Below are 22,415 nucleotides of genomic sequence, written 5' to 3' on the forward strand. Positions count from 1 at the left end.
GTTGTCATGCATTTCCCTGCCGCTCAGGCGTGACGCTGCCTCAGCTGCCGTGCGGCCTCGACCATGTTGGCCAGGGCCGGCTCGACCTCGGCCCAGCCACGAGTCTTGAGGCCACAGTCGGGATTGACCCAGAGGCGCTCGACGGGAATCCGTTCGGCCGCTTTCTCCATCAGTTGCACCATCCAATCGACCTCGGGAATGTTCGGCGAATGGATATCGTAGACGCCCGGCCCGATCTCGTTGGGATAGTCGAAATCGCGGAAGGCATCGAGTAGCTCCATGTCGGACCGCGAAGTCTCGATGGTGATGACATCGGCATCCAGTGCGGCGATGGAAGCGATGATGTCATTGAACTCCGAATAGCACATGTGAGTGTGGATCTGGGTGGCATCGTCGGCCACGGCGGCGCTCAACCGGAAGCAGTCCACCGCCCAGTCGAGATAGCCCTGCCACTCGGCCTGACGCAACGGCAGTCCCTCGCGCAGCGCCGGCTCGTCGATCTGGATGGCGCGAATGCCCGACGCTTCCAGGTCGGCCACTTCGTCACGCAGGGCCAGGGCAATCTGCCGGCAGGTGGTCTCGCGGGGCTGGTCATCGCGCACGAAGGACCACTGCAGGATGGTCACCGGGCCCGTGAGCATGCCCTTCATCGGCTTGTCGGTCAGCGACTGGGCATAACGGCTCCAGCGCACGGTCATCGGCTCGGGACGCGCCACATCGCCGAACAGCACCGGCGGCTTGACGCAACGAGAACCATAGCTCTGCACCCAGCCGAAGCGAGTGAAGGCAAATCCCTCGAGCTGCTCGCCGAAGTACTCGACCATGTCGTTACGCTCGGCCTCGCCATGGACCAGCATATCGAGGCCCAGGGCTTGCTGGCGGGACACCGCCTCGGCGATCTCGGCCTGCATGCGCGCTTCATAGTCGGCGGCGGACAGCTCGCCCTGCTTGTAGGCGCGACGCGTCTGGCGAATCTCGGTGGTTTGCGGGAAGGAGCCGATGGTGGTGGTCGGAAACAGCGGCAACGCCAGGTGCCGACGCTGGGCTCGTGCCCGCTCGATATAAGGATGCGCCCGCTCGCTGTCGGTGCGGCTCACCGCCGACAGACGCTGAGCCACGGCCGGACGATGGATGCGCGGCGACTCGCGGCGTGCAGCCAGCGCCGCGGCGGCATCGGCGAGCAAGGCCTCGTCGCTGGCCGTGAGGCGACCGCTCAGGGCGCGACCCAGCACCACCGTTTCGTCGAGCTTCTGCCGGGCGAAGGCCAGCCAACTCTTGAGCTCGGCATCGAGCTCGGTCTCGGCGGCCAGATCCACCGGCACATGCAGCAACGAGCAGCTCGGCGCCACCCAGAGACGCTCCCCCAGACGCGCCTTGACCGACGCCAAGCGCTCGCGCAGCGCCACCAGATCGGCCCGCCAGATGTTGCGACCATCGATGACGCCCAGCGACAACACCTTGTGGGGCAGCAGTCTATCCACCACCGTGTCGACCTGCTCCGGCGCCCTGACCGCATCGAGGTGCAGGCCATCCACCGGCAGGCCGACGGCCAGCGACAGATTGTCCCCGAGCCCGCCGAAGTAGGTTGCCAGCAGCAGCTTGACCGGCGCCGACTGCAGGTAATGATAGGCACGCTCGAAGGCCTGCCGCCAATCCGAAGGCAGATCCTGCACCAGGGCAGGTTCGTCGAGTTGCACCCATTCGACGCCCTGCTCGGCGAGCCGTGTGAGTACCTGGCCATAGACCGCCAGCACCTCATCGAGCAACGCGAGGCGATCGACGTCCTCGGCATTGTCGCCACGCGCCTTGCCCAGCCACAGCCAGGTCAGCGGACCGGTCAGCGCCACCTTGACCGCATGGCCCTCGACTTTCGCTTCCTCGACCTCGTCGAACAGTCGCGAACTGGCCAGCCGGAAGCGTTGTCCGGCATGCAGCTCGGGAACCAGGTAGTGATAGTTGGTATCGAAATACTTGGTCATCTCGCAGGCGGCGGCAGGCTCTCCGCTGGGTGCTCGGCCCCGGGCCATGCGAAAGGTCGTGTCCAGGTCCACCTCGCCCCGGGCCAGTTCGTCTTCGGCGCCGAATCGCGCCGGCACCGCCCCCAGCAGCACCGAAACATTGAGCACCTGGTCGTAGAAGGCGAAGTCACCCACGGTCACCAGATCGAGGCCGGCTTCTCGCTGCGCCGCCCAGTGGCGCCTGCGCAGCTCGCGCCCTTCGGCCTCGAGGGCCTGGCGATCGAGCTCACCCTTCCAGTAGGCTTCGGTGGCTTTCTTCAATTCGCGGTCCGCGCCGATGCGCGGATAACCGAGTACGTGTGTCAGCGTCATGGTGAATCCCGAGCGGTTTGATCGATGCCGCCCAGTCTCGCTAGCCACCACGACTGAATCAAACTAAACTTATTAATCTTCAACATGAATAAAGCTCAGGATAATGCTCGAACTGCGCCACCTTCGCACCCTCGTTGCCCTGCGTGACGCCGGCTCCCTGGTGGAAGCCGCCGAACGCGTGCACCTGACCCAGTCCGCCCTTTCCCATCAGATCAAGGATCTGGAGGAGCGGCTGGGCAGCCCGCTCTTCCTCCGCAAGACCCGGCCGGTGACCTTCACGCGAGCCGGCTTGCGCCTGCTGGCCCTCGCCGAGCAGGTGCTGCCCCAGGTCCGCATGGCCGAGCGCGACCTGGCACGCCTGGCCGGCAACGAACAGGGCCGGCTTCACATGGCTATCGAGTGCCATAGCTGCTTTCAATGGCTGATGCCAACCGTGGACCATTTCCGTGACCACTGGCCCGAAGTGGAGGTCGACATCCCCGGCGGCCATCATTTCGAGCCACTCCCGGCCCTGGCCCGGGAACAGCTCGACCTGGTGATCACCGCCGATCCCCAGCCACTGCCCGGTGTCCATTACGAGCCGCTGTTCCGCTACGAAGGGCTCCTGGCAGTCTCCCGCCAGCACTCCCTGGCCGGCAAGCCGCATGTCACGCCCGAGGCGCTCGCCTGCGAGACCCTCATCACCTATCCCGTGGAGCATGCACGCCTGGATGTCTTCACCCAGTTCCTGGACCCTGCCGGTGTACAGCCCAAGGAAATCCGCACCGCCGAGTTGACCATCATGATGATGCAGCTGGTGGCCAGTGGCCGAGGCGTATGCGCGCTACCCAATTGGGCCTTGACCGAGTACCTGGAACGCGACTACGTCAAGGCCGTGCGACTAGGCGAACGTGGCGTATGGAGCACCTTGTTCGCGGCGATCCGCGAGGACGCCCGAGAAGCGCCCTGGATGGAGGATTTTCTGCGTACCGCCCGGGAAACCTCCTTCGCGGTACTGGAAGGCATCAAGCCGGCCTGAGATCCGTCCTAGGCCCGGCGATGTTCATGCGTTTCATCCATGGGATGTTTCCTGCCAGGGAATCAACAGCGTGAAGCGCGCCCCGCCCAGCACCGCGCTGGTATCCACCACCACGCTGCCGCCGTGCCAGGCCATGACCCTCTGCACGATGGACAGTCCCAGGCCATAGCCGCCCGACCGTCGGTCGCGGCTGTCGTCGAGGCGGGCGAACGGCTTGAATATCTCGTGGCGCGCACGTTCCGGCACTCCCGGGCCATCGTCCTCGACATCGAAACGCACCAGACCAGGCTCGCCCTCCACGCTCACGCGAACCCGCGATACCGCATGGCGACAGGCGTTGGAGACCAGGTTCTGCAAGGCACGCTGCAGATATCGAGGCTCGGCGGTGGCTTCGACCTCAGGACCGTCGACCAGCTCGATGGTAAGATGGGCGTGCAGACCATCCAGGGACGCGATGACCCGCTCGGCCAAGGCGCGCGCCGCTACCGGCTCGAACTGGAAGCCCGCGCCATTGACCGCATGACTGTCGAGCCGCGCATAGGTGAGGATCTCATCGACCAGGGCGTCGAGTTCGGCGATATCGCTATCCGCACCGCGCAACTGGCGTCGCACCGCCGGGTCGTCGGTCATGTCCTCGACCATCTGCACCGCAAAGCGTATCCGTGCCACCGGCGTGCGCAACTCGTGAGAGACCGCACGGGTCATGTCCTGCTGGGCCCTCAGCAACGACTGAACCTGCTCCGCCATGCCGTTGAAGGCCATCCCCAGGCGCCCGAGAAAGTCACCGCTGTGCACCTTGACGCGGGTATCCAGATGCCCGCCGGCGATCCGCGTGGCCGCCTGCTCGAGACGCGTCACACGCGATTCCACGCCTCGCACGATCAGATAGATGACCACCGCCAGAACGCCGAGCACCATCACCACCACGAGCGACAACACCTGAACCGATGGCGGCCGATAGGCTCGCAGGGGCCCGACGGCCAGGCCACCGGTTTCGCGCACCTCCCCCGGCCCTCTCAGATACAGCGATAGCGCGCCATCCGCGGGATGCGAGCGCGCCACGACATCGAGTTCGGGAACCTGCTCGAACCGTTCCGCGACGTCTGGCGGCACGCCGCCTAGCGTCAAGGGCACCGCTGGATTGCTCAGGTCCGAGAGCCGCTCTTGCCGGGCTTGCGGATCCATCTTGCCCAGCCAGGCTCCCAGTACGCGCGCCAGCGCCAGCAGTTGGGCTTCGCTCACGTCGCCCAGTTCGGCCCGCAACAACCGGGACTCGCCGGGTAACCGATGATGCAGCTCCCAGTTCCCGCTCGAGGTGCGACTTACCAGGGTGTGTCCCTGAGACAGGCGCAAGCGTTCGAAATAGCCCAGCGGGTAATTGTCGCTCGCATGCAGGGACAGATCGATGCCGAGCCGTTCACCGAGACGGGCCAGCCAGGCAGCTCGCTGCGCCCGCGCCATCGTTCCCAAACGCTGCGCGAACAGCGTCATCGGCACCTCGGCCAGCCGTTCCTGATACTGCTCGCGACGCACCTGGTCGACCAGAGCGATGGCCGACAGGGAAAGCCCGAAGGCCAGCACCAAGGCGAGGGCCAGCAACGCATAGACGCGCAGGAAGGTACTGTCGACCAGGGTACGTGGCAGCAGGCGAGCCAATGTCATTAAGCATCCCGAACGAACAGATAGCCCTTGCTGCGCACCGTCTTGATGCGATGCGGATGATGCGGATCGTCGCCGATCTTCGGCCGGATCCGCGATACACGGACATCGATGGAGCGATCCTGCCCGTCGTACCGTATGCCGCGCAATTGCGCGAAGATCTCTTCCCGAGTCAGTACGCGCCCGGCATGACTGGCAAGCAGCCAGAGCAGGTCGAATTCGGCGCTGGTCAGGTCGATACGCGCGCCTCCCAGCCAGGCCTCGCGGGTTCCACTGTCGATCTCGAGATCACGGAACACCAGACGAGCGTCGGCAGTCCCGAGATTCGATGGCTCACTGCGGCGCAACAGGGCACGCATGCGCGCTAGCAACACACGGGGCTGCACCGGCTTGGCCACATAGTCATCCGCCCCCATCTCGAGTCCCAGCACCTGGTCCATGTCATCGGTACGGGCGGTGAGCATCAGGATCGGGCCGGCGTAGTCGTCCCGCACACGCCGGCAGATCGTCAGCCCATCCTCGCCCGGCAGCATGAGATCCAGAATCACCAGGTCCGGTTGCAGGTCGAGGATGCATTGTGCCCCTCGGTTGCCGTCGGCCTCCAGCGTCACGCGAAAGCCATTGGCGACCAGATAGTCTCGGGTCAGTTCGGCCAGCCGCTCATCGTCTTCGATTATCAGCACATGTTCCATGTCAGGGGAGTTCACACTAGCTTCCATTCTCAGTCGTCACCTCGACAGGCAGTGGTCGGTCAACGGAGCGTTGTCGTCGGTACGACACCCCGAACAAATGCCTTCTCCCGAGAACCCGGCATGACGTGCAGGTCGGTCGCGTCCGCCGGCGGGAAAAGGCCGTCCCGTGGAAAGGATACTCGACATTGGCCTCTTTCGCTTTATCCGGAAACGACCCGAAAGCGCGTGATCGGCTCAACCACGCGGGCTCGTCGAGCCCCTCGAAATCACCCCCTGAATGCTCACAGCCCCTCCACAGCTTATCCACTTGAAGGGCCGAAAAAAGCACACTATCTTGTGTTCCAACTCAACCGGAACACAAGATAGTGTGCCCTTAGCAACTTTCAAAAATCCTGTCAACAACCGCTCAACGGCGGTCTTCATCACCCATTTTCAACTCCTAAGGTAGGGAACCCCGGCGCCATGGATACCACCGCTACTCCGGACCATCCGTCCGTCTCCGTTACCGCCCCGCAGACGTTGCGTGTCATCAAGCGCAACGGCGACGTGGTGCCCTTCGATGGCGGCAAGATCGCCGTGGCCCTGAGCAAGGCCTTCATCGCCGTGGAAGGTGACAACGCCGCGACGTCCTCCCGTGTCCGCGACTTCGTCCAGCGCGCCTCGGAGAGCATCGAGCAAGCCTTCCAGCGCCGCATGCCCGACGGCGGCACCCTGCATATCGAGGACATCCAGGACCAGGTCGAACTGGCACTGATGCGGGCCGGCGAGCAGAAAGTGGCGCGTGCCTATGTGCTCTATCGCGAAGAGCATGCCCGGGCCCGAGCCGAATCCGGCGCCGACATCACCAAGCCTCACCCCACGCTGAACGTCACCGCGCCCGATGGCAGTACCCGCCCGCTGGACCTCGGCCGGGTCGAGACCCTGGTGTTCGACGCCTGCGAGAACCTGCCCCATGTCGAGCCGGGCAAGATCGTCGAGGATTCGCTGAAGAACCTCTACGACGGCGTAACCGTGGATGGCGTCTCCCAGGCGCTGATGATGACCGCCCGCACCCTGGTGGAGAAGGACCCCAACTACACCTACGTCACCGCGCGACTGCTGCAGGACAACCTGCGCCGCGAGGCGCTCTCCTTCCTCGGCATCGCCGACGAGGCCACCTACCAGGAAATGGCCGACTACTACAAGCCGGCCTTCCAGGCCTACATCGCCCGCGGCATCGAATTCGAACAGCTCGATCCGCGACTGGCGGAATTCGACCTCGAACGCCTCGGCGACGCCCTCGATCATACCCGCGATGCCCAGTTCACCTACCTGGGTCTGCAGACCCTCTACGACCGCTACTTCATCCACCGCGACGAGGTACGCTACGAGCTGCCCCAGGTGATGTTCATGCGGGTCGCCATGGGCCTGGCGCTGAACGAGGACGACCGCGAGGCGCGGGCCATCGAGTTCTACGAGCTGCTCTCCAGCTTCGACTACATGGCCTCCACGCCGACGCTGTTCAACGCGGGCACCGTGCGCAGCCAGCTCTCCTCCTGCTACCTGACCACGGTGCCGGACGACCTGGACAGCATCTACAGCGCCATCCGCGACAACGCCCTGCTCTCCAAGTGGGCCGGCGGCCTCGGCAACGACTGGACGCCGGTGCGCGCCCTGGGTTCCTACATCAAGGGCACCAACGGCAAGTCCCAGGGCGTGGTGCCCTTCCTCAAGGTGGTCAACGATACCGCCGTGGCCGTCAACCAGGGCGGCAAGCGCAAGGGCGCGGTCTGTGCCTACCTCGAGACCTGGCACCTCGACATCGAGGAATTCCTCGAGTTGCGCAAGAACACCGGCGACGACCGCCGCCGGACTCACGACATGAACACCGCCAACTGGGTGCCGGACCTGTTCATGAAGCGTGTGTTCGACGATGGCGAGTGGACACTGTTCTCGCCGGCCACCTGCCCTGACCTGCACGATCTCTACGGCGCGGCCTTCGAGAAGCGCTACGAAGAGTACGAGGAAATGACCCGCACCGGGCAGCTCAAGCTCTTCAAGCGCGTGCGCGCCAAGGACCTGTGGCGCCGGATGCTGTCGATGCTGTTCGAGACCGGCCACCCCTGGATCACCTTCAAGGATCCGTGCAACCTGAGAAGCCCTCAGCAGCATGCCGGCGTGGTCCACAGCTCCAACCTGTGCACCGAGATCACCCTGAACACCTCGGTCGACGAGGTCGCGGTGTGCAACCTGGGCTCCATCAACCTGGCCCAGCATGTGGTGAACGGCGAGTTCGACAGCGACAAGCTGAAGAGGACCGTACGCACCGCCGTGCGCATGCTCGATAACGTCATCGACATCAACTATTACGCCGTCCCCCAGGCAGAGCGTTCCAACTTCAAGCATCGCCCGGTGGGACTCGGCATCATGGGCTTCCAGGACGCCCTCTATGCCCTGGACATCGCCTATGCCTCCGACGAGGCCGTGACCTTCGCTGATCGCTCCATGGAACAGGTCAGCTACCACGCCATCGAGGCCTCCAGTGACCTGGCCGCCGAGCGCGGCCGCTACGAGAGCTACGAGGGATCGCTGTGGAGCCAGGGCGTGCTGCCCATCGACTCCATCGAAAAGCTCAAGACCGAGCGCGGCGAGAAATACATCGAGGTCGATACCTCCACCACCCAGGACTGGGATCGTATCCGCGAGAAGATCGCCGCTCAGGGCATGCGCAACTCCAACGTCATGGCCATCGCCCCGACCGCGACCATCTCCAACATCTGCGGCGTTTCACAGTCCATCGAGCCGACGTACCAGAACCTGTTCGTCAAATCGAACCTGTCGGGCGAGTTCACCGTGGTCAATGCCTACATGGTCAACGACCTCAAGGAACGTGGCCTGTGGGACGAGGTGATGATCAACGACCTCAAGTACTACGACGGTTCGGTGAAAGCCATCGACCGTGTCCCCGACGATCTCAAGGCCAAGTACGCCACGGCCTTCGAGGTGGAGCCCAAGTGGCTGGTGGAGGCCGCCGCGCGGCGTCAGAAGTGGATCGACCAGGCGCAGTCGCTGAATCTCTACATCCAGGGCGTTTCCGGCAAGAAGCTCGACGTGACCTATCGCATGGCCTGGTTCCGTGGACTCAAGACCACCTACTACCTGCGCGCCCTGGGCGCCACCTCGGTGGAGAAGTCCACGGTCGACCGCGGCAACCTCAACGCCGTGAGCAACGCCTCGCCCTCCGCTGCCCCGGCGCCGGGTCCCGAATCCTCGCCTCAGGCACAGGAACCGCGCGGCGTCGACGACTTCCTGCAGGGCAAGAGCGGCAGCGGTTCCCGGGCGCCCTCGGCGGGCGAAATGGACGAGCTGGGCTGCGAGGCCTGCCAATAATCCAGGAGTCGAGAGGGAAGATGACGCTTCCCTCTTCTCTCTTCACTTCCGAGGAACGAGAAAGCACATGATCGATTGGGACGATTTTCACGAAGACGACAGCGCGGTGGCCGAGCAGCCTCAGCCGGCTCCCGCCCCGCAGCCGACGGCCCAGCCGGCCCCCGAAGCGCCCGCTGCGGAAGTCCGCGACAGCGCCGGCACCTACCGGGTCGCCGAACAGGATCGCCTGGCCCGCGCCCGTCAGTCCATCGACGAGCTCGACGTGGCCGCCGGCCTGGAGGAGCTGGAGATGGGCGCGGCGCGCATCGAGGTCGACGACAAGCAGATGATCAATGCCCGCGCCGACCTCAACCAGCTGGTGCCCTTCAAGTACGAGTGGGCCTGGCAGAAGTACCTGGATGGCAGCGCCAACCACTGGATGCCCCAGGAAGTGAACATGAACGCCGACATCGCGCTGTGGAAGAGTGCCGACGGCCTCACCGCGGACGAACGGCGCATCGTCGAGCGTAGCCTGGGCTACTTCTCCACCGCCGATTCGCTGGTGGCCAACAACCTGGTGCTGGCACTCTACCGCCTGATCACCAATCCCGAGTGCCGCCAGTACCTGCTGCGTCAGGCCTTCGAGGAGGCCATCCATACCCACGCCTACCAGTACTGCGTGGAGTCGCTGTCCATGGATGAAGGCGAAGTCTTCAACATGTACCGCGAGATCCCCTCGGTGGCCGCCAAGTCGGCCTGGAGCCTCAAGCATACCCAGTCGCTGGCACGCCCGGACTTCCAGACCGGCACCCCGGAGACCGACCAGGAACTGTTGCGCAACCTGATCGCCTTCTACTGCGTGACCGAGGGTATCTTCTTCTACTGCGGCTTCAGCCAGATCCTCTCCATGGGCCGGCGCAACAAGATGACCGGCGTCGCCGAGCAGTTCCAGTACATCCTGCGCGACGAGTCCATGCACCTGAACTTCGGCGTCGACATGATCAACCAGATCAAGATCGAGAACCCGCATCTGTGGACGCCGGAGTTCCAGGACGAATGCACCCAGATGATCCTCGAGGGCACCGAGCTCGAGATCGCCTACGCGCGCGACTCCATGCCGCGCGGCGTGCTGGGCATGAACGCGGCGATCATGGAGGAATACCTGCACTTCATCTGCAACCGTCGTCTGGCCCAGATCGGCCTCAAGGAGCAATTCCCCGGCGCGCAGAATCCCTTCCCCTGGATGAGCGAGATCATCGACCTGCGCAAGGAGAAGAACTTCTTCGAAACCCGCGTCACCGAATATCAGGTCGGCGGCGCATTGAGCTGGGACTGATCGACGAGCGACGGGAGGTAGCAACATGGTGGCAACCTCGAACTTCAGCGTGCGGCCGCACCTTGCGGTGCGTACCCACCGGCCTCCGTCGCATGGGGAACGGGCCATTCAGTGCCCGCCCCCTTTCCGATGATGACGCCCCACCCGGCCTCGCTGGGTGGGGCGTTTTTCATGGCTCCCGGCGGCTTCGGCACCACCGGCACGTTCGCCGCCCGGGCAAGGCCCTGGCACAGGTGTATCAATGGAGGGCAAACCGATGCATGTATCCCAAGCTAACGGCACCCGACGCGACGCCCATGACTGGCAGTCGGCCCTGGATCGCGCCCTGGCCGCGCATGGTGGCGAAGATGCCTTCGCCCACTACCCGCATGTGGCCTACGCCTTTCCCTCGTCATCGCCGAACCCCTACACCCGCGAATACCCCTTGCTCGACTACCGGGGCCTCAAGGAGTGGGCCACCCACCGTGGCTGGCGCGTCCGTCCCGCGCCCGAACGCGCCCCCGAAGGCGAAGAGTACAGCCCGCCGGTGCGCTTCACGCGCCTCGAGGCCGAGACCCAGCGCTACCACTGAGCCTGCCGTCACCACGCCACCGCCCCCGATGCCAGGGGGCGGTGGCGTCCCTCGTTCGTTACGTCGGCGAGACCGAATCGATTCATCCCGATTTGTCGCCAAGGCGCTCCGGTGAGATCATTCGCGCACTATCCTTCTTCGACTACCGAGGTTGCTTCATGCCCCACCGCGCCGCGTCCTCCCTTCTCGTCGCCGGGACCCTGAGCGTGTCAGGAATGGCCCTGGCCCAGCCGGCCACGCTGGACCCTCTCGAGGTCACTGCCCCGCGTCTCGATCGAGAACTCTACGACACACCGGCGGCCGTCTCGGTGGTGGATCGCGAGAAGATCGCCCAGGGCCAGCAGCGTGAGCGCCTCGACGAAGCACTGGCCACCGTGCCCGGCCTCTACCTTCAGAATCGCCACAACTTCGTCCAGGGCGAGCGGGTATCGATCCGCGGCTTCGGCGCTCGCACGCCCTGGGGCGTGCGAGGCATCCGGGTGCGGGTCGACGGCATTCCCTACACCCTGCCCGACGGCCAGGCCCAGCTCGACGCCATCGACCTGGACAGCGCCCAGCGCATCGAGGTCCTGCGCGGTCCGGCGGCGGTACAGTACGGCAACGCCGCCGGCGGAGTGATCGACGTCACCACGGCCGACGGCGAGAGCGACCCCGGCACCAGCCTGCGCGTCGAGGGCGGCAGCGACGGCTATCGCAAGCTGAACGTCAGCCACGGCGGCGTCAACGGCCCCTGGTCGCACCATGTCAGCGTCTCCGCGCTGGGCATGGACGGCTATCGCGACCACAGCAGCGTCGAGAAGTATCTGCTCAACGCCAAGCTGAAGCGCGAGCTCGACGCCGACCGCTCTCTCACCGCCATCGTCAACCTGCTCGACAACCCGCGCTCGGAAGATCCCGGCGGCCTGACCGCCGAGGCCGTGTCCGAGGACCGTGAAGGCACGATCGACAGCAACTTCTACTCGCCGACCCGCATCGACGCCGGCCAGTCGGTCGATCAGCAGGTCCTCGGCCTCGAGTACGAGGACCGCGCCGCCGGCCCCGGCGAGCTGACCCTGCGCGGCTTCTACCTGCAGCGCGATTTCGAGCAGCAGCTCGCCTATGCCGGCGACAGCTTCGTCGCCTATGACCGCAACTACTACGGTGCCAACGCCGAATATCGCCAGTCGCTGTCGCTCGGCGGACTGCCGCTGAGCTATGTCACCGGGGTCGAGGTGGCCCGCCAGGAGGACGATCGCTACCGCGACGACGTCACCATCGACGGCGTCCATCAGAACCGCGCCGCCGCCGAGACCCAGACGGCCTCCTCGCTGGGTGTCTTCGCCCAGGGCGACCTCGACCTGACCGACCGCTGGACCCTCTCGCTGGGCACCCGCTTCGACCACATCGACTTCGATATCGACGATGACTACTTAAGCGACGGCGACAACAGCGGCGATCGCACCTTCGACCAGTGGAGTGGCAGCGCCGGGGTGAACTATCGCTACCTGCCCAACCACCAGGCCTACCTCTCGGTAGGCACCGCCTACGAGACGCCGACCTTCACCGAGTTTGCCAACCCGGCCGGCGTCGGCGGCTTCAACCCCGACATCGAGCCGCAGAAGGCCTGGAATCGCGAGATCGGCCTGCGCGGTCACTTCACCGACAGCGGCCTGGACTACGACGTCGCGCTGTTCTCGACCCGGGTGCGCGACTCGCTGATCGCCTACAAGAACAGCGACGGTCGCGACTTCTATCGCAATGCCGGACGCAGCCGCCAGGACGGCCTGGAACTGGCCCTGGGCTGGCAGTTCGCCGATGACTGGCGGCTCGACAGCGCCCTGACCCTGGCGCGCTACGAGTTCCAGGACTACGTGGACGACGACGGCAACGATCACGCCAACAACCGCATTCCCGGCCTGCCCGAGCGCACCTGGGTCAACCAGTTGACCTGGCAGGGCGTCGGCGAGCGCTTCGCCACCCTGGAGACCCGTTACGTCGGCTCCATGTACGCCGACGACGCCAACAGCGTGAACGTGGACGATTACTGGCTGGCCAACCTGCGCGCCGGCGACGGCTGGCGGCTCGGCAACGATACCCTGCTCAAGGCCTATGTCGGCGTCAGCAACCTGTTCGACCGAGAACACTACGACAATATCGTCATCAACGACCAGCGCGGGCGCTACTTCTCCACGGCGCCGGACCGCAGTGTCTACGCAGGGATGGAACTGACCTTCTGACCGCACGACCCGGCACGCTTCGCTGGGTGAGATTGCAAAGCCAGCAGCGGAGTGCGCCACCCTTCCCGGTGTCCTTTACTCGACACATGGCCCACAATGAAAGGACACCGGGATGAATCTCATCATGGCACCACAGCGTCCCATCGACACCGAACGCGACCGCCGCTGGCAGGCGGTCGTGCAACGCGACGCCTCGGCAGACGGCCGCTTCGTCTACGCGGTGCTGACCACCGGCGTCTATTGCCGCCCCTCCTGTCCATCGCGCCGGGCAAAACCGGAAAACGTCTCCTTCCACGACAGCCCGCAAGACGCCGAAGCGGCGGGCTATCGCCCCTGCAAGCGTTGTGCGCCGAACGCCGCTTCGGCCAACACCCCGGTCACCGCACTCGTCGAGCGGGTCTGCCGGATCATCGAGCAGGCCGACGAGCCGCTCGGGCTGCTCGAGCTTGCGGAACGGGTCGGCTTGAGCCCTTCCTACCTGCACCATCGCTTCAAGGCCGTCACCGGCCTCACGCCTCGAGCCTATGCCAGGGCGCACCAGGCACGCCGGGTACGCGAAGCGTTGAGCGATCCGGGCATGGACATCACCCAGGCTATCCATGGCGCCGGATTCCGCTCCAGCGGCCGCTTCTACGAAAACGCCGATGCCATGCTCGGCATGACGCCGACGACCTACCAGCGCGGCGGCCCGGACACCGTCATCCGCTTCGCCGTCGGCGAATGTTCGCTGGGGGCGGTGCTGGTGGCATGCAGCCCGCGCGGCATCTGCGCCATCCTGCTGGGCGACGATCCCGACAGCCTGGCCCGCGACCTCCAGGACCGCTTTCCACAGGCCAAGCTCTGTGCCGGCGCGGATGACTTCGAGGACTGGGTTGCTCGGGTGATCGGCCTGATCGACGATCCCACCCTGGGCACCGAACTGCCCCTGGACATTCGCGGCACGGCGTTCCAGCAACGCGTCTGGCAGGCCCTGCGCGAGATTCCCGCCGGCACCACTGCAAGCTACGCCGAGATTGCCGAGCGCATCGGCTCGCCCTCCGCCGCCCGAGCCGTCGCTCGAGCCTGCGCGGCCAACCCCTTGGCCGTGGCGATTCCCTGCCATCGGATCGTACGCCAGGACGGCGAGCTCTCCGGCTATCGCTGGGGCGTCGAACGCAAGCGAGCCCTGCTGGAACGGGAGGCCAACTAGCCGCGCGGCAGGGAGGTCTCGAGATACGGCGCCATCATGGCAGCGAACCAGTCCATGAAGACATCGACACGCACCGCGCGGTGCCGACGATGCGGATACAGCAGCGAGACCTCCATGCCATCGGCCCGGTGCTGGGGTAACACTTCGACCAGCTCGCCGCTTTGCAACAAGTCATCGATATCGAAGCGCGGCACCTGGATGAGACCGAGCCCGGCTCGGCAGCAGGCGATGTAGTTCTCGGCGTTGTTGACCACGACCCGACTTGCCAGCTCGATATCCCGAACCTGTCCATGCTCGACCACCTCGAAGCCCTGCTCGCGCCCACTATGCGGCGAGGCGTAGCCCACCATGAGATGCCCCGCGGCAAGGTCGTCGACCTGGCGCGGCATGCCGTGGCGTCTCAGATAGTCGGGACTGGCGCAGTTGACCAGGGCGACCCGACCCAGCCGGCGCGCGACCAGATCACTGTCCTGCAGAGGACCGAAACGCACGACACAATCGACCCCCTCGGCCACCAGATCGACATGGCGATCCGAGGCCCCCAGCACCACCTGCAAGCGCGGATACCGTTCCAGCAACTGCCCCAGCGCCGGCGCGACGAGTCGCCTGGCCACGCGGCTCGGCACATCGACGACCAGCCTCCCCGACACTTCCTCGCTCGGTAGCCGGAACAAGCGTTCGAGCTCTTCCGCTTCCGCCACCAGGGTCCTGGCTCGCTGCAGGAAACGTTCACCGTCCGGCGTCAGCCGCACCTTGCGCGTCGTGCGGTGCAGCAGCCGCACACCGAGCGTTTCCTCGAGACGCCGCACGGCAAGCGACACGGTCGCCCGAGGCCAGGCCAGCGCCGCGGCGGCCCGAGTGAAGCTGCCCATCTCTGCCACCCTGATGAAGGCCTGCCACTGATCGATTCTATCCATGGCGGTCAGATCCGCAGCACGCCCTGACGCGACAGCATTTCCCAGCACCCCACGCCCAACAACAGCATGGCGCTGCCCCCCTGCATCAGCAGCGCACTGTGGGATGCCGTCAGGGGCAGCAGCAGTGCGGGCATCAACACCAGCCCGACCAGATGCGACAACGGTGGCCGTCCATAGACGACGAACTTGTAGATCGCCATGCCCGCCAGGAACGCCATCGGGCCGGCCAGCAGCACGCTCGTCACCGTGGCCGTCAGGTGCCCGACGGGATGGGCGATCACCAGCTCGCTGCCGACCGCGCAGAGAATCACGCTGCCCAGAATGATGACATGGACATAGTGGAAATAGGCACCGATCCGGCCGGGATCGTCGGATTCAGTGATCACCCGGGAGGCATCGCGAATGGCGATGCGGAAATACACCCACCACATGGCCACGGTTTCCAGGAAGGCCACGCCGAAAGCCAGCAGGGTGCCGAGGCGCCAGTCGCCGGCCCCCGCCAGAGTGGCGCCGGTGATCAGGATCGTCTCGCCCAGCGCGATGATCATGAACAGCGCGCAACGCTCGATCAGATGGCCGCCCTCGATGGTCCAGTGCCGCGTGTATGACCGGCCGAGCCCCGGCAGGCGGAAGCCGAACATGGGCGAGACATACTCGCACGCCACTGCCAGCGCCCACAGGATGAGACGTGTCGTCCCCTCCGCCAGGCCGCCAGCCAGCCAGAACACGGCACCGATGCATGCCCAGCCCAGGATACGCTGATAGTTCGCCGTCAAGTCCGCGAGGCCATGCCCCTTGAGGCTCCACAGGATAAACAGCGACCGCCCCACCTGCATCGCCGCAAAACAACCGGCGAATATCAGGCCCCGCTCACTGAACGCCTCCGGCAGCGCTGCCGCCATCATCAAGGCCAGGGCCATGGTGACGAACAGCACCAGCCGGATGGGCGTGGTGTCCGGGTCGAACCAGTTGGTCATCCAGCCGCTGTACTGCCAGCCCAGCCAGACCGCGAACCACAGCAACAGCGCCTGGGCCGCGCCCAGCAGGCTCAGGTTATCCAGCAGGAAGTGCGAGACCTGGATGATGGCAAAGACGTAGATCAGGTCGAACAACAGTTCGACATAGCTGACGGCGGCCTCGTGTCCGTCACGAGGTCGCATCAGCGGATGGGGACGTTCCGATGTCATGCGGACTCCTGCTCGTTGCGAAAACGACCATGACACACGTCGGCAAGGAGGCGTCTCAAGCCGAGGGCGGCACACGACGCCAGAGACGCCACCATGCCAGCCCGACAGGAATGCCGAACAGCACGGCATGAATCGCCAGCTCCTCACCGAGTGCATAGCCATGAGAGAGGCCGATGGCGAGATTCCAGCCACAGGCCACCAGCCAGACCAGCGCGAACGCCACCACCGCTGGACGCCGGTGTGCCGACGGGCAGTATCGGACGAGCAGCCATACGGCCACGATGCCTATCAACAGGATCAACAAGGTGCGCATCTGTCCTCCCTGAAGGCCAACCTCACCTCTCCCAGCCTAGTCGTTGAATCCTGTCAGACGTACCGAAGGGGCAGAGAGAAACACCGCGGCCGGACCTCCCGGCCCGGCCGCTTGCCACTCACTTGGTGGTATAGCCGCCGTTGGTCAGCAAGGTCTGGCCGGTCATCCACCAGCCATCGGTCACCAGGTGACGGATCAACGGCACCACATCCTCGATATCCGTCAGCCCCGTCTTGCTGAACGCCGACAGGGCAGCGGCACTCTTGTGGAAGGCCACGGCATCCTCCCCCTCCTGGCCATAGAAGAAGGGCGTATCCATGGGCCCCGGACCGACAGCCGTCACCGAGATGCCGCGCCCGCCGAACTCCTGGGCCGCCGCGCGCGTGAAATGCTCCACCGGCGCCTTGCCACCGGCATAGGTGGAATAGTAGGGCGTGAAAGCGCCGAGCAGCGAGGTCACCAGCGTCACGATCTTGCCGTGATCCTCGAGCACGCGACCGGCCTCCTTGAGAAAGAAGAAGGCACTCTTCGCGTTGATATCGAACATGGCGTCGTACTCGGATTCGCTGATCTCCAGCATCGGCTTCTTGAGAACCATGCCCACGGTGTTGATGGCAATATCCACCTTGCCGAACCGGCTGGACACCGCATCGAAGAGCGAAGTGACGTTATCGGCGCGGGTCAGATCGCCCTGGAACAGCTCAGCGTCGGCGCCCAGCGCCTGGACCGCCTCCCGGGTTTCCTCGGCGGCCTGGCGCGTGCCATCGCTGTTGTAGTGAATGGCCACCGCACCGGCCCCGTTTTCCGCGAGATCCCGCGCCAGCAGGCCTCCCAGGTTCTTGGCGCCGCCAGCGATCAGGACCACCTTGCCGTCAAGCGTACGATCCACCATGAAGCCTCCTTTCTATACCGAACAATGACGGTAACGAGTCTAGAAGGCCTCACCGACAAGATAATTCATGCTGTCTGACAGCAGCATCCAGACATCACCAACAATCCATGAACGAGTGCCATGCCCTTTCGAGCAACGTACCGTCCATTTTTTCAGAACAATATTGATTCTCACCCGCTTTTATGGCTAATGTACGGTCGAAGCATGGCGTTGATGGCAAGCAAGGAGGTTCTCATGAGTGAGCGCAAGAGCGTCATCAAGCGCGTCTACGTCCCCACACACGTGCGCCAAACCCCCAATGGCGACCGTGTCACGGTGCCTGGGCACTACCGGAAGCTGGAAGACAGCTGACACACCGACGCCCCGAGATAACGACCGGAGTCTGGCGGGGACTTCCGCAGTCTTTTGTTTCTTGCGATTTAATCATTTGATTAATACACTACCTCGAGACGTCGGCCGCCTTGACGGCGTTTGACCGTTTCGCTCTCGAGGATCGCTACCATGCCCCCCACGCATCGACCGTCGGCCCTTGCCACGCTCCTGTGCGGACTCGCCGGTCTCGCCTTGCTGCTGACCGGTTGTTCACCGGACACTTCATCCGCCACCGAGATACCGACCGTGGTGGACAGTCACGTGGTCCAGGCCGGCAACGCCACCGACATCAGCCGCCTTTCGGGCCGGGTCAAGGCCGCCGAACACACTACCTTGAGCTTCGAGATCGCCGGCAAGCTAGAGCGTGTCGCGGTCGACGTGGGCGACCCTTTCGATGCTGGCGAGCCCCTGGCGACCCTCGATGACGAGCGCTATCGTCTAGTGGCACAGCAGCGTCGCGCCGAGGCACGCGAGGCCGAGGCCTCCTTGATCGAGAAGCGCCAGGACTACCAGCGCCAATCGAGCCTCGCCGAGAAGGGCTACGTCAGCGATACACAGCTTGATACTGCCCGAGCGGGGCTGGACACCGCCGAATCACGCCACGCCTCGGCGGTCGCCGCCCTGGAGCTTGCCGAGCGCGATCTCGCGCAGACGACCTTGACCGCGCCCTTCGATGGCTCGGTCAGCGCGCGCCAGGCCGAGCCATCGGAGCGGGTCGCCGCTAACCAGGCCATTCTCGAGGTCATCTCCGACCGAGAAGGCTTCGAGGTGGAAACCAGTGTGCCCGAGACCCTCATCGATGCCCTCTCGACCGGCTCGAACCACAAGGTCAGCTTCCCCGCCCTGGGCGGCATCACGGCCCCGGCCACGCTCACCCAGCTGGGCACCCAGCCTCGCTCGTCCAACAACTATCCCGTCATCCTGGCCCTGGATGAGCCACCCAAGGGGATACACGCCGGCATGACCGCCGAGGTCGAGCTATCGCTGGCCGGTTCCGCTCGCGACGCCTCCGTTCTGCCCATTCCCCTTACCGCCCTGGTCTATGACGACGATCAACGCACTCACGTCCTGCGCATCGACGAGGACGAGCGCCTGGAAAGCGTCGAGGTGGCGGTGGTCGACATCGGCGAGGGGCACGCCAAGGTGCGCGGCGAGTTGGCCCCGGGCGACCGGATCGTCGCCAGGGGCACCGAATTCGTCGATCCGGGCCAGACCGTGAGCCTGCTTGGCCAGGGTCCGGAACGCTATAACTGATGCGACCATGACCAGGGCCTCCATGAACCTCAGCCAGCTCGCCCATCGACGCCGTCCCGTTCTCTACCTGGCCACCGTGGTGGCCATGCTCTACGGCATCTTCAGCTATTTCGCCATGCCTGCTCGGGAAGACCCGGAGATCACCATCCGCGAGGCGCTGGTGACCACCGCCTATCCGGGCCTGCCGGCGGAACAGGTGGAGCAGAACATCAGCAAACCCCTGGAAGAGAGCATCCGTGCCATCGGCGAGGTGGAACGCATCCGCTCGACATCCATGCGTGGCCGCTCGATCCTGCATGTGGAAATCAAGGACCGTTACTTCAATCTCGAGCAAATCTGGGACGAGTTGCGCAAGAAGGTCGAAGCGGCAACCCCGAAGCTGCCCGAGGGCACCCAGGACCCGGTCATCAACGATGACTTCGGCGATGTCGCGGTCGTCACCGCGGCGCTGACCGCCGACGACTTTCCCCAGGCCGATCAGCAGGAGATCGCCGAGCACATCCGCGCCGCCCTGTACGGTGTCGAAGGCACCAAGCAGGTCGAACTGCTCGGCGTTCAGGAGCAGCGTGTCTTCATCGACATCGCCGAGGCACGCCTCGCCGAACTCGACCTGTCGCCCTCCGAGCTGGCCAGCCAGATCCAGGGACGCAACATCTACCCGCCCGGCGGCGTGCTGGACAGCGGCGAGCAACGCCTGGCCCTGGAAGTGACCGGCGAATTCAAGAGCCTCGACGCCCTGGGCAACACCGAGATTCAGCTACCCGAGGGCGGCACCCTGAGACTGCGCGACCTGGGCGAGATCCAGCGCGGCTACGAGGACCCCGCCAACCGCACCGCCTACTTCAACGGCAAGCCGGCCATCGTCTTCGCGATCTCCATGCTCGAGGGCGAGAGCGTGCTCGACTACGGCCACGCCATCGAGGCACGTCTGGACGAATTGCGCGAGACGCTGCCGGCGGGCTACGACCTCGACATCATGACCTTCCAGCCCGAACAGGTCGCCAACGCCGTCTACGGGGTCACGTCCAGTGTCATGCAGACACTGGTCATCGTGCTCGCCGTGGTAGTGCTGTTTCTCGGCCTGCGCACCGGCCTGATCGTCGGCTCGATCATTCCCGCGGTAATGCTGGTCACCCTGGCCATCATGGGCCTGACCGAGATGACCCTGCAGCGTGCCAGCCTGGCCACCCTGGTGATCGCCCTGGGGCTGCTGGTGGACAATGCCATCGTCATCGCCGAAGACTTCAAGACGCGCCTGGAGGCCGGAGCCACCCGCGATCAGGCACTGTCCGAGACCGGCGGCGAGCTGGCCATGCCGTTGTTTTCCTCGACCCTGACCACCATCCTGGTCTTCCTGCCGCTGATGCTCGCCGAGCATGTTGCCGGCGAGTACACCCGCTCGATCTCGATCGTCATCGCCATCACCCTGCTCAGCTCCTGGTTCCTGTCGCTGACGGTCACCCCGGCCCTGTGCCACCGGTTTCTCAAGCTGTCGAGCGTCGCCCGCGACGACACCGCCCCGAGCCTCTCCGACCGATTGTTCCGCTGGATGTCGGAACGCTACGCCCGGCTGCTGCGGCGCGTGCTGCATCACCGTGCGATCTTTCTGGTCATCATGGGGCTTGCCATGGTGGGCGGCGTGGCGATGATGCAACTGGTGCCCCAGAAGTTCTTTCCCGACTCGGACCGCAGCCAGGTCCTGGTGACCATCGACTTCCCCTCCGACATCGCCGCCAACGCTACCGACCGGCGCGTCAGCGAGCTGAGCGAGGCCTTGCTCGAGGCCCCCTCGCTGCGTGACGACCTCACCAGCGTCGCCGCCTACTCGGGCTTCGGCGGCCCGCGTTTCGTTCTCTCGCTGACGCCCATCGACCCGGCGCCCAACAAGGGCTTCATGGTGCTCAACGTGGCCGACCGTGACCGTGTCGATGACGTGATCCACGACACACGTCACTACCTGGCCACTCACTACCCGGACATCTCGCCCCAAGTCACCCGGATGTTCCTCGGCCCCTCCGACAGCTCCCTGCTGCAGGTGCAGATCAAGGGACCGGACCGAGAGACCCTGTTCAGCGCGGCCAAGAGGGTGGAATCCATCCTCGCCGGCGTCGAGGGCGCCCTGGACATTCGCCAGAGTTGGGAAGCACGTATCCCCTCGCTGACCATCGACGTCGACCAGGCCCGGGCACGCAACGCCGGCATTACCTCCGAGGACGTCGCCCAGTCGCTGAGTGGCGCCATCGACGGCTATCACCTCAGCCACTACCGCGAAGGCGACGACATCATTCCGGTGATGATGCGCTACGACGAACGGCAGCGCGCCAGCATCGAGCGCCTCGAATCTCTGACGGTCTATCCCGTGGAAGCCGCCGGCGAGGGCGTCCCCCTGAACCAGATCGCCGACGTGCGCCTGGACAACGGCTATTACCGGATCGACCGCGAGAACCTGGTACGCACCATCACCATCGAGGGGCGCAACCGCCACTTCACCGCCGAGGACATGGTGTCCCGGGTCGAGCCGGCCCTGCGAGCGCTCGAGGATGAGTTGCCACCCGGTCACTGGATCGAGTTCGATGGTGTGGTCAAGGAATCGGCAGAAGGCCAGGCAGCGCTACAAGCCAACCTGCCATTGTGTCTCGGCCTGATCTTCATTCTGCTGGTGGCCCAATTCAACTCCTTCAAGCGCCCCCTGTTGATCGTCGCCACCATTCCGCTGGTGATCGTCGGCGTGGCACTGGGACTGCTGGCCACCCGGGCCGACTTCGGCTTCATGGTGATGCTCGGCCTCTACAGTCTGGCCGGCATCATCATCAACAACGCCATCGTGCTGATCGACCGCATCGACATCGAACGCCGGACCCTGGCTCCCGAGACCTCTGCCCGCGATGCCGTGGTGCGCGCCTCGGCGCGTCGACTCAGGCCAATTCTGATGTCGGCGATCACCACGGTACTGGGCTTTCTGCCATTGATCATCGGCCATGACCCGCTGTTCTACGGCATGGCGGCCGCCATGGCCTTCGGACTGGGGGTCGGTACCATCATGAGCCTCGGCGTCGTGCCGGTGCTCTACACCCTTTTCTTCGGCATCGACACGACCGAACGCAACGGAGCCACCTGAGCC

15 protein-coding genes are annotated in these 22,415 nt (G+C 65.0%); 8 read left to right on the forward strand and 7 right to left on the reverse strand.

Annotated features, from left to right (window positions below; all coding sequences use genetic code 11):
• Nucleotides 1-23 precede the first annotated feature (23 nt).
• Nucleotides 24-2,330 (reverse strand): 5-methyltetrahydropteroyltriglutamate--homocysteine S-methyltransferase, encoded by a 2,307-nt coding sequence (gene metE, locus HSDC_RS09800; RefSeq protein ID WP_064699737.1) that lies wholly within the window; start codon nucleotides 2,328-2,330, stop codon nucleotides 24-26.
• A 103-nt stretch (nucleotides 2,331-2,433) separates the two neighbouring features.
• Between metE and HSDC_RS09805 the strand changes: the two genes are divergently transcribed.
• Nucleotides 2,434-3,348, forward strand: coding sequence for a LysR family transcriptional regulator (locus HSDC_RS09805; protein ID WP_064699738.1), 915 nt, complete (start codon nucleotides 2,434-2,436; stop codon nucleotides 3,346-3,348).
• A 33-nt stretch (nucleotides 3,349-3,381) separates the two neighbouring features.
• Here the strand turns inward: HSDC_RS09805 and HSDC_RS09810 are convergent, their stop codons facing one another.
• Both HSDC_RS09810 and HSDC_RS09815 read right to left on the reverse strand, forming a co-directional pair.
• A complete protein-coding gene (locus HSDC_RS09810; protein WP_064699739.1) occupies nucleotides 3,382-5,010 on the reverse strand; it encodes an ATP-binding protein in 1,629 nt (542 codons plus the stop codon).
• The gene (locus tag HSDC_RS09815) at nucleotides 5,010-5,726 is read right to left on the reverse strand and encodes a winged helix-turn-helix domain-containing protein (protein ID WP_064699740.1); all 717 of its coding nucleotides are present in this window, start codon (nucleotides 5,724-5,726) and stop codon (nucleotides 5,010-5,012) included. Before HSDC_RS09815 ends, HSDC_RS09810 begins: the two co-directional genes overlap by 1 nt.
• A 435-nt stretch (nucleotides 5,727-6,161) precedes the next feature.
• Here HSDC_RS09815 and HSDC_RS09820 point away from each other — a divergent pair, with 435 nt between their 5' ends.
• The 5 genes from HSDC_RS09820 to ada all read left to right on the forward strand — a co-directional run bounded on the left by HSDC_RS09820 (nucleotide 6,162) and on the right by ada (nucleotide 14,359).
• Nucleotides 6,162-9,068, forward strand: coding sequence for a ribonucleoside-diphosphate reductase subunit alpha (locus HSDC_RS09820; RefSeq protein ID WP_064699741.1), 2,907 nt, complete (start codon nucleotides 6,162-6,164; stop codon nucleotides 9,066-9,068).
• Nucleotides 9,069-9,135: 67 nt separating this feature from the next.
• On the forward strand, nucleotides 9,136-10,383 hold the full coding sequence (locus HSDC_RS09825; RefSeq protein WP_064699742.1) for a ribonucleotide-diphosphate reductase subunit beta: 1,248 nt from the start codon (nucleotides 9,136-9,138) through the stop codon (nucleotides 10,381-10,383).
• A 256-nt stretch (nucleotides 10,384-10,639) separates the two neighbouring features.
• On the forward strand, nucleotides 10,640-10,954 hold the full coding sequence (locus HSDC_RS09830; RefSeq protein WP_244534426.1) for a hypothetical protein: 315 nt from the start codon (nucleotides 10,640-10,642) through the stop codon (nucleotides 10,952-10,954).
• A gap of 158 nt (nucleotides 10,955-11,112) precedes the next feature.
• The gene (locus tag HSDC_RS09835) at nucleotides 11,113-13,170 is read left to right on the forward strand and encodes a TonB-dependent receptor family protein (protein ID WP_064699798.1); all 2,058 of its coding nucleotides are present in this window, start codon (nucleotides 11,113-11,115) and stop codon (nucleotides 13,168-13,170) included.
• 112 nt (nucleotides 13,171-13,282) lie between these two features.
• Complete coding sequence (gene ada / locus HSDC_RS09840; protein WP_244534425.1) at nucleotides 13,283-14,359, forward strand: bifunctional DNA-binding transcriptional regulator/O6-methylguanine-DNA methyltransferase Ada; 1,077 nt, start codon at nucleotides 13,283-13,285, stop codon at nucleotides 14,357-14,359.
• On the opposite strand, the gene HSDC_RS09845 is transcribed toward ada, so the two are convergent.
• From HSDC_RS09845 to HSDC_RS09860, 4 genes are all read right to left on the reverse strand, one after another.
• Nucleotides 14,356-15,276, reverse strand: a complete 921-nt coding sequence (locus HSDC_RS09845) for a LysR family transcriptional regulator (RefSeq protein WP_064699744.1) — start codon at nucleotides 15,274-15,276, stop codon at nucleotides 14,356-14,358. The genes ada and HSDC_RS09845 overlap by 4 nt on opposite strands.
• Nucleotides 15,277-15,281: 5 nt before the next feature.
• Nucleotides 15,282-16,463 carry a low temperature requirement protein A gene (locus HSDC_RS09850; protein WP_064699745.1) on the reverse strand — a complete coding sequence of 394 codons (1,182 nt, stop codon included), beginning with the start codon at nucleotides 16,461-16,463 and terminating at the stop codon, nucleotides 15,282-15,284.
• Between the two features lie 55 nt (nucleotides 16,464-16,518).
• Nucleotides 16,519-16,776, reverse strand: a complete 258-nt coding sequence (locus tag HSDC_RS09855) for a hypothetical protein (protein WP_064699746.1) — start codon at nucleotides 16,774-16,776, stop codon at nucleotides 16,519-16,521.
• Between the two features lie 118 nt (nucleotides 16,777-16,894).
• A complete protein-coding gene (locus HSDC_RS09860; RefSeq protein WP_064699747.1) occupies nucleotides 16,895-17,668 on the reverse strand; it encodes an SDR family oxidoreductase in 774 nt (257 codons plus the stop codon).
• Between the two features lie 501 nt (nucleotides 17,669-18,169).
• Here HSDC_RS09860 and HSDC_RS09865 point away from each other — a divergent pair.
• Nucleotides 18,170-19,294, forward strand: coding sequence for an efflux RND transporter periplasmic adaptor subunit (locus tag HSDC_RS09865; RefSeq protein WP_064699748.1), 1,125 nt, complete (start codon nucleotides 18,170-18,172; stop codon nucleotides 19,292-19,294).
• Between the two features lie 7 nt (nucleotides 19,295-19,301).
• Complete coding sequence (locus tag HSDC_RS09870) at nucleotides 19,302-22,412, forward strand: efflux RND transporter permease subunit (RefSeq protein ID WP_244534424.1); 3,111 nt, start codon at nucleotides 19,302-19,304, stop codon at nucleotides 22,410-22,412.
• Nucleotides 22,413-22,415: the final 3 nt, after the last annotated feature.

This window comes from Halomonas caseinilytica, from assembly GCF_001662285.1.
GTDB lineage: Bacteria > Pseudomonadota > Gammaproteobacteria > Pseudomonadales > Halomonadaceae > Halomonas > Halomonas caseinilytica.

Excerpts from the sequence above, each read along its gene's own strand:
- HSDC_RS09825 (WP_064699742.1), top strand. The coding sequence starts at position 9,136 with ATGATCGATTGGGACGATTTTCACGAAGACGACAGCGCGGTGGCCGAG.
- HSDC_RS09835 (WP_064699798.1), top strand. The coding sequence starts at position 11,113 with ATGCCCCACCGCGCCGCGTCCTCCCTTCTCGTCGCCGGGACCCTGAGC.
- metE (WP_064699737.1), bottom strand. The coding sequence starts at position 2,330 with ATGACGCTGACACACGTACTCGGTTATCCGCGCATCGGCGCGGACCGC.
- HSDC_RS09845 (WP_064699744.1), bottom strand. The coding sequence starts at position 15,276 with ATGGATAGAATCGATCAGTGGCAGGCCTTCATCAGGGTGGCAGAGATG.
- HSDC_RS09865 (WP_064699748.1), top strand. The coding sequence starts at position 18,170 with ATGCCCCCCACGCATCGACCGTCGGCCCTTGCCACGCTCCTGTGCGGA.
- HSDC_RS09815 (WP_064699740.1), bottom strand. The coding sequence starts at position 5,726 with ATGGAAGCTAGTGTGAACTCCCCTGACATGGAACATGTGCTGATAATC.
- HSDC_RS09820 (WP_064699741.1), top strand. The coding sequence starts at position 6,162 with ATGGATACCACCGCTACTCCGGACCATCCGTCCGTCTCCGTTACCGCC.
- HSDC_RS09855 (WP_064699746.1), bottom strand. The coding sequence starts at position 16,776 with ATGCGCACCTTGTTGATCCTGTTGATAGGCATCGTGGCCGTATGGCTG.
- HSDC_RS09850 (WP_064699745.1), bottom strand. The coding sequence starts at position 16,463 with ATGACATCGGAACGTCCCCATCCGCTGATGCGACCTCGTGACGGACAC.
- HSDC_RS09860 (WP_064699747.1), bottom strand. The coding sequence starts at position 17,668 with ATGGTGGATCGTACGCTTGACGGCAAGGTGGTCCTGATCGCTGGCGGC.
- HSDC_RS09805 (WP_064699738.1), top strand. The coding sequence starts at position 2,434 with ATGCTCGAACTGCGCCACCTTCGCACCCTCGTTGCCCTGCGTGACGCC.
- HSDC_RS09810 (WP_064699739.1), bottom strand. The coding sequence starts at position 5,010 with ATGACATTGGCTCGCCTGCTGCCACGTACCCTGGTCGACAGTACCTTC.
- HSDC_RS09870 (WP_244534424.1), top strand. The coding sequence starts at position 19,302 with ATGACCAGGGCCTCCATGAACCTCAGCCAGCTCGCCCATCGACGCCGT.
- HSDC_RS09830 (WP_244534426.1), top strand. The coding sequence starts at position 10,640 with ATGCATGTATCCCAAGCTAACGGCACCCGACGCGACGCCCATGACTGG.
- ada (WP_244534425.1), top strand. The coding sequence starts at position 13,283 with ATGAATCTCATCATGGCACCACAGCGTCCCATCGACACCGAACGCGAC.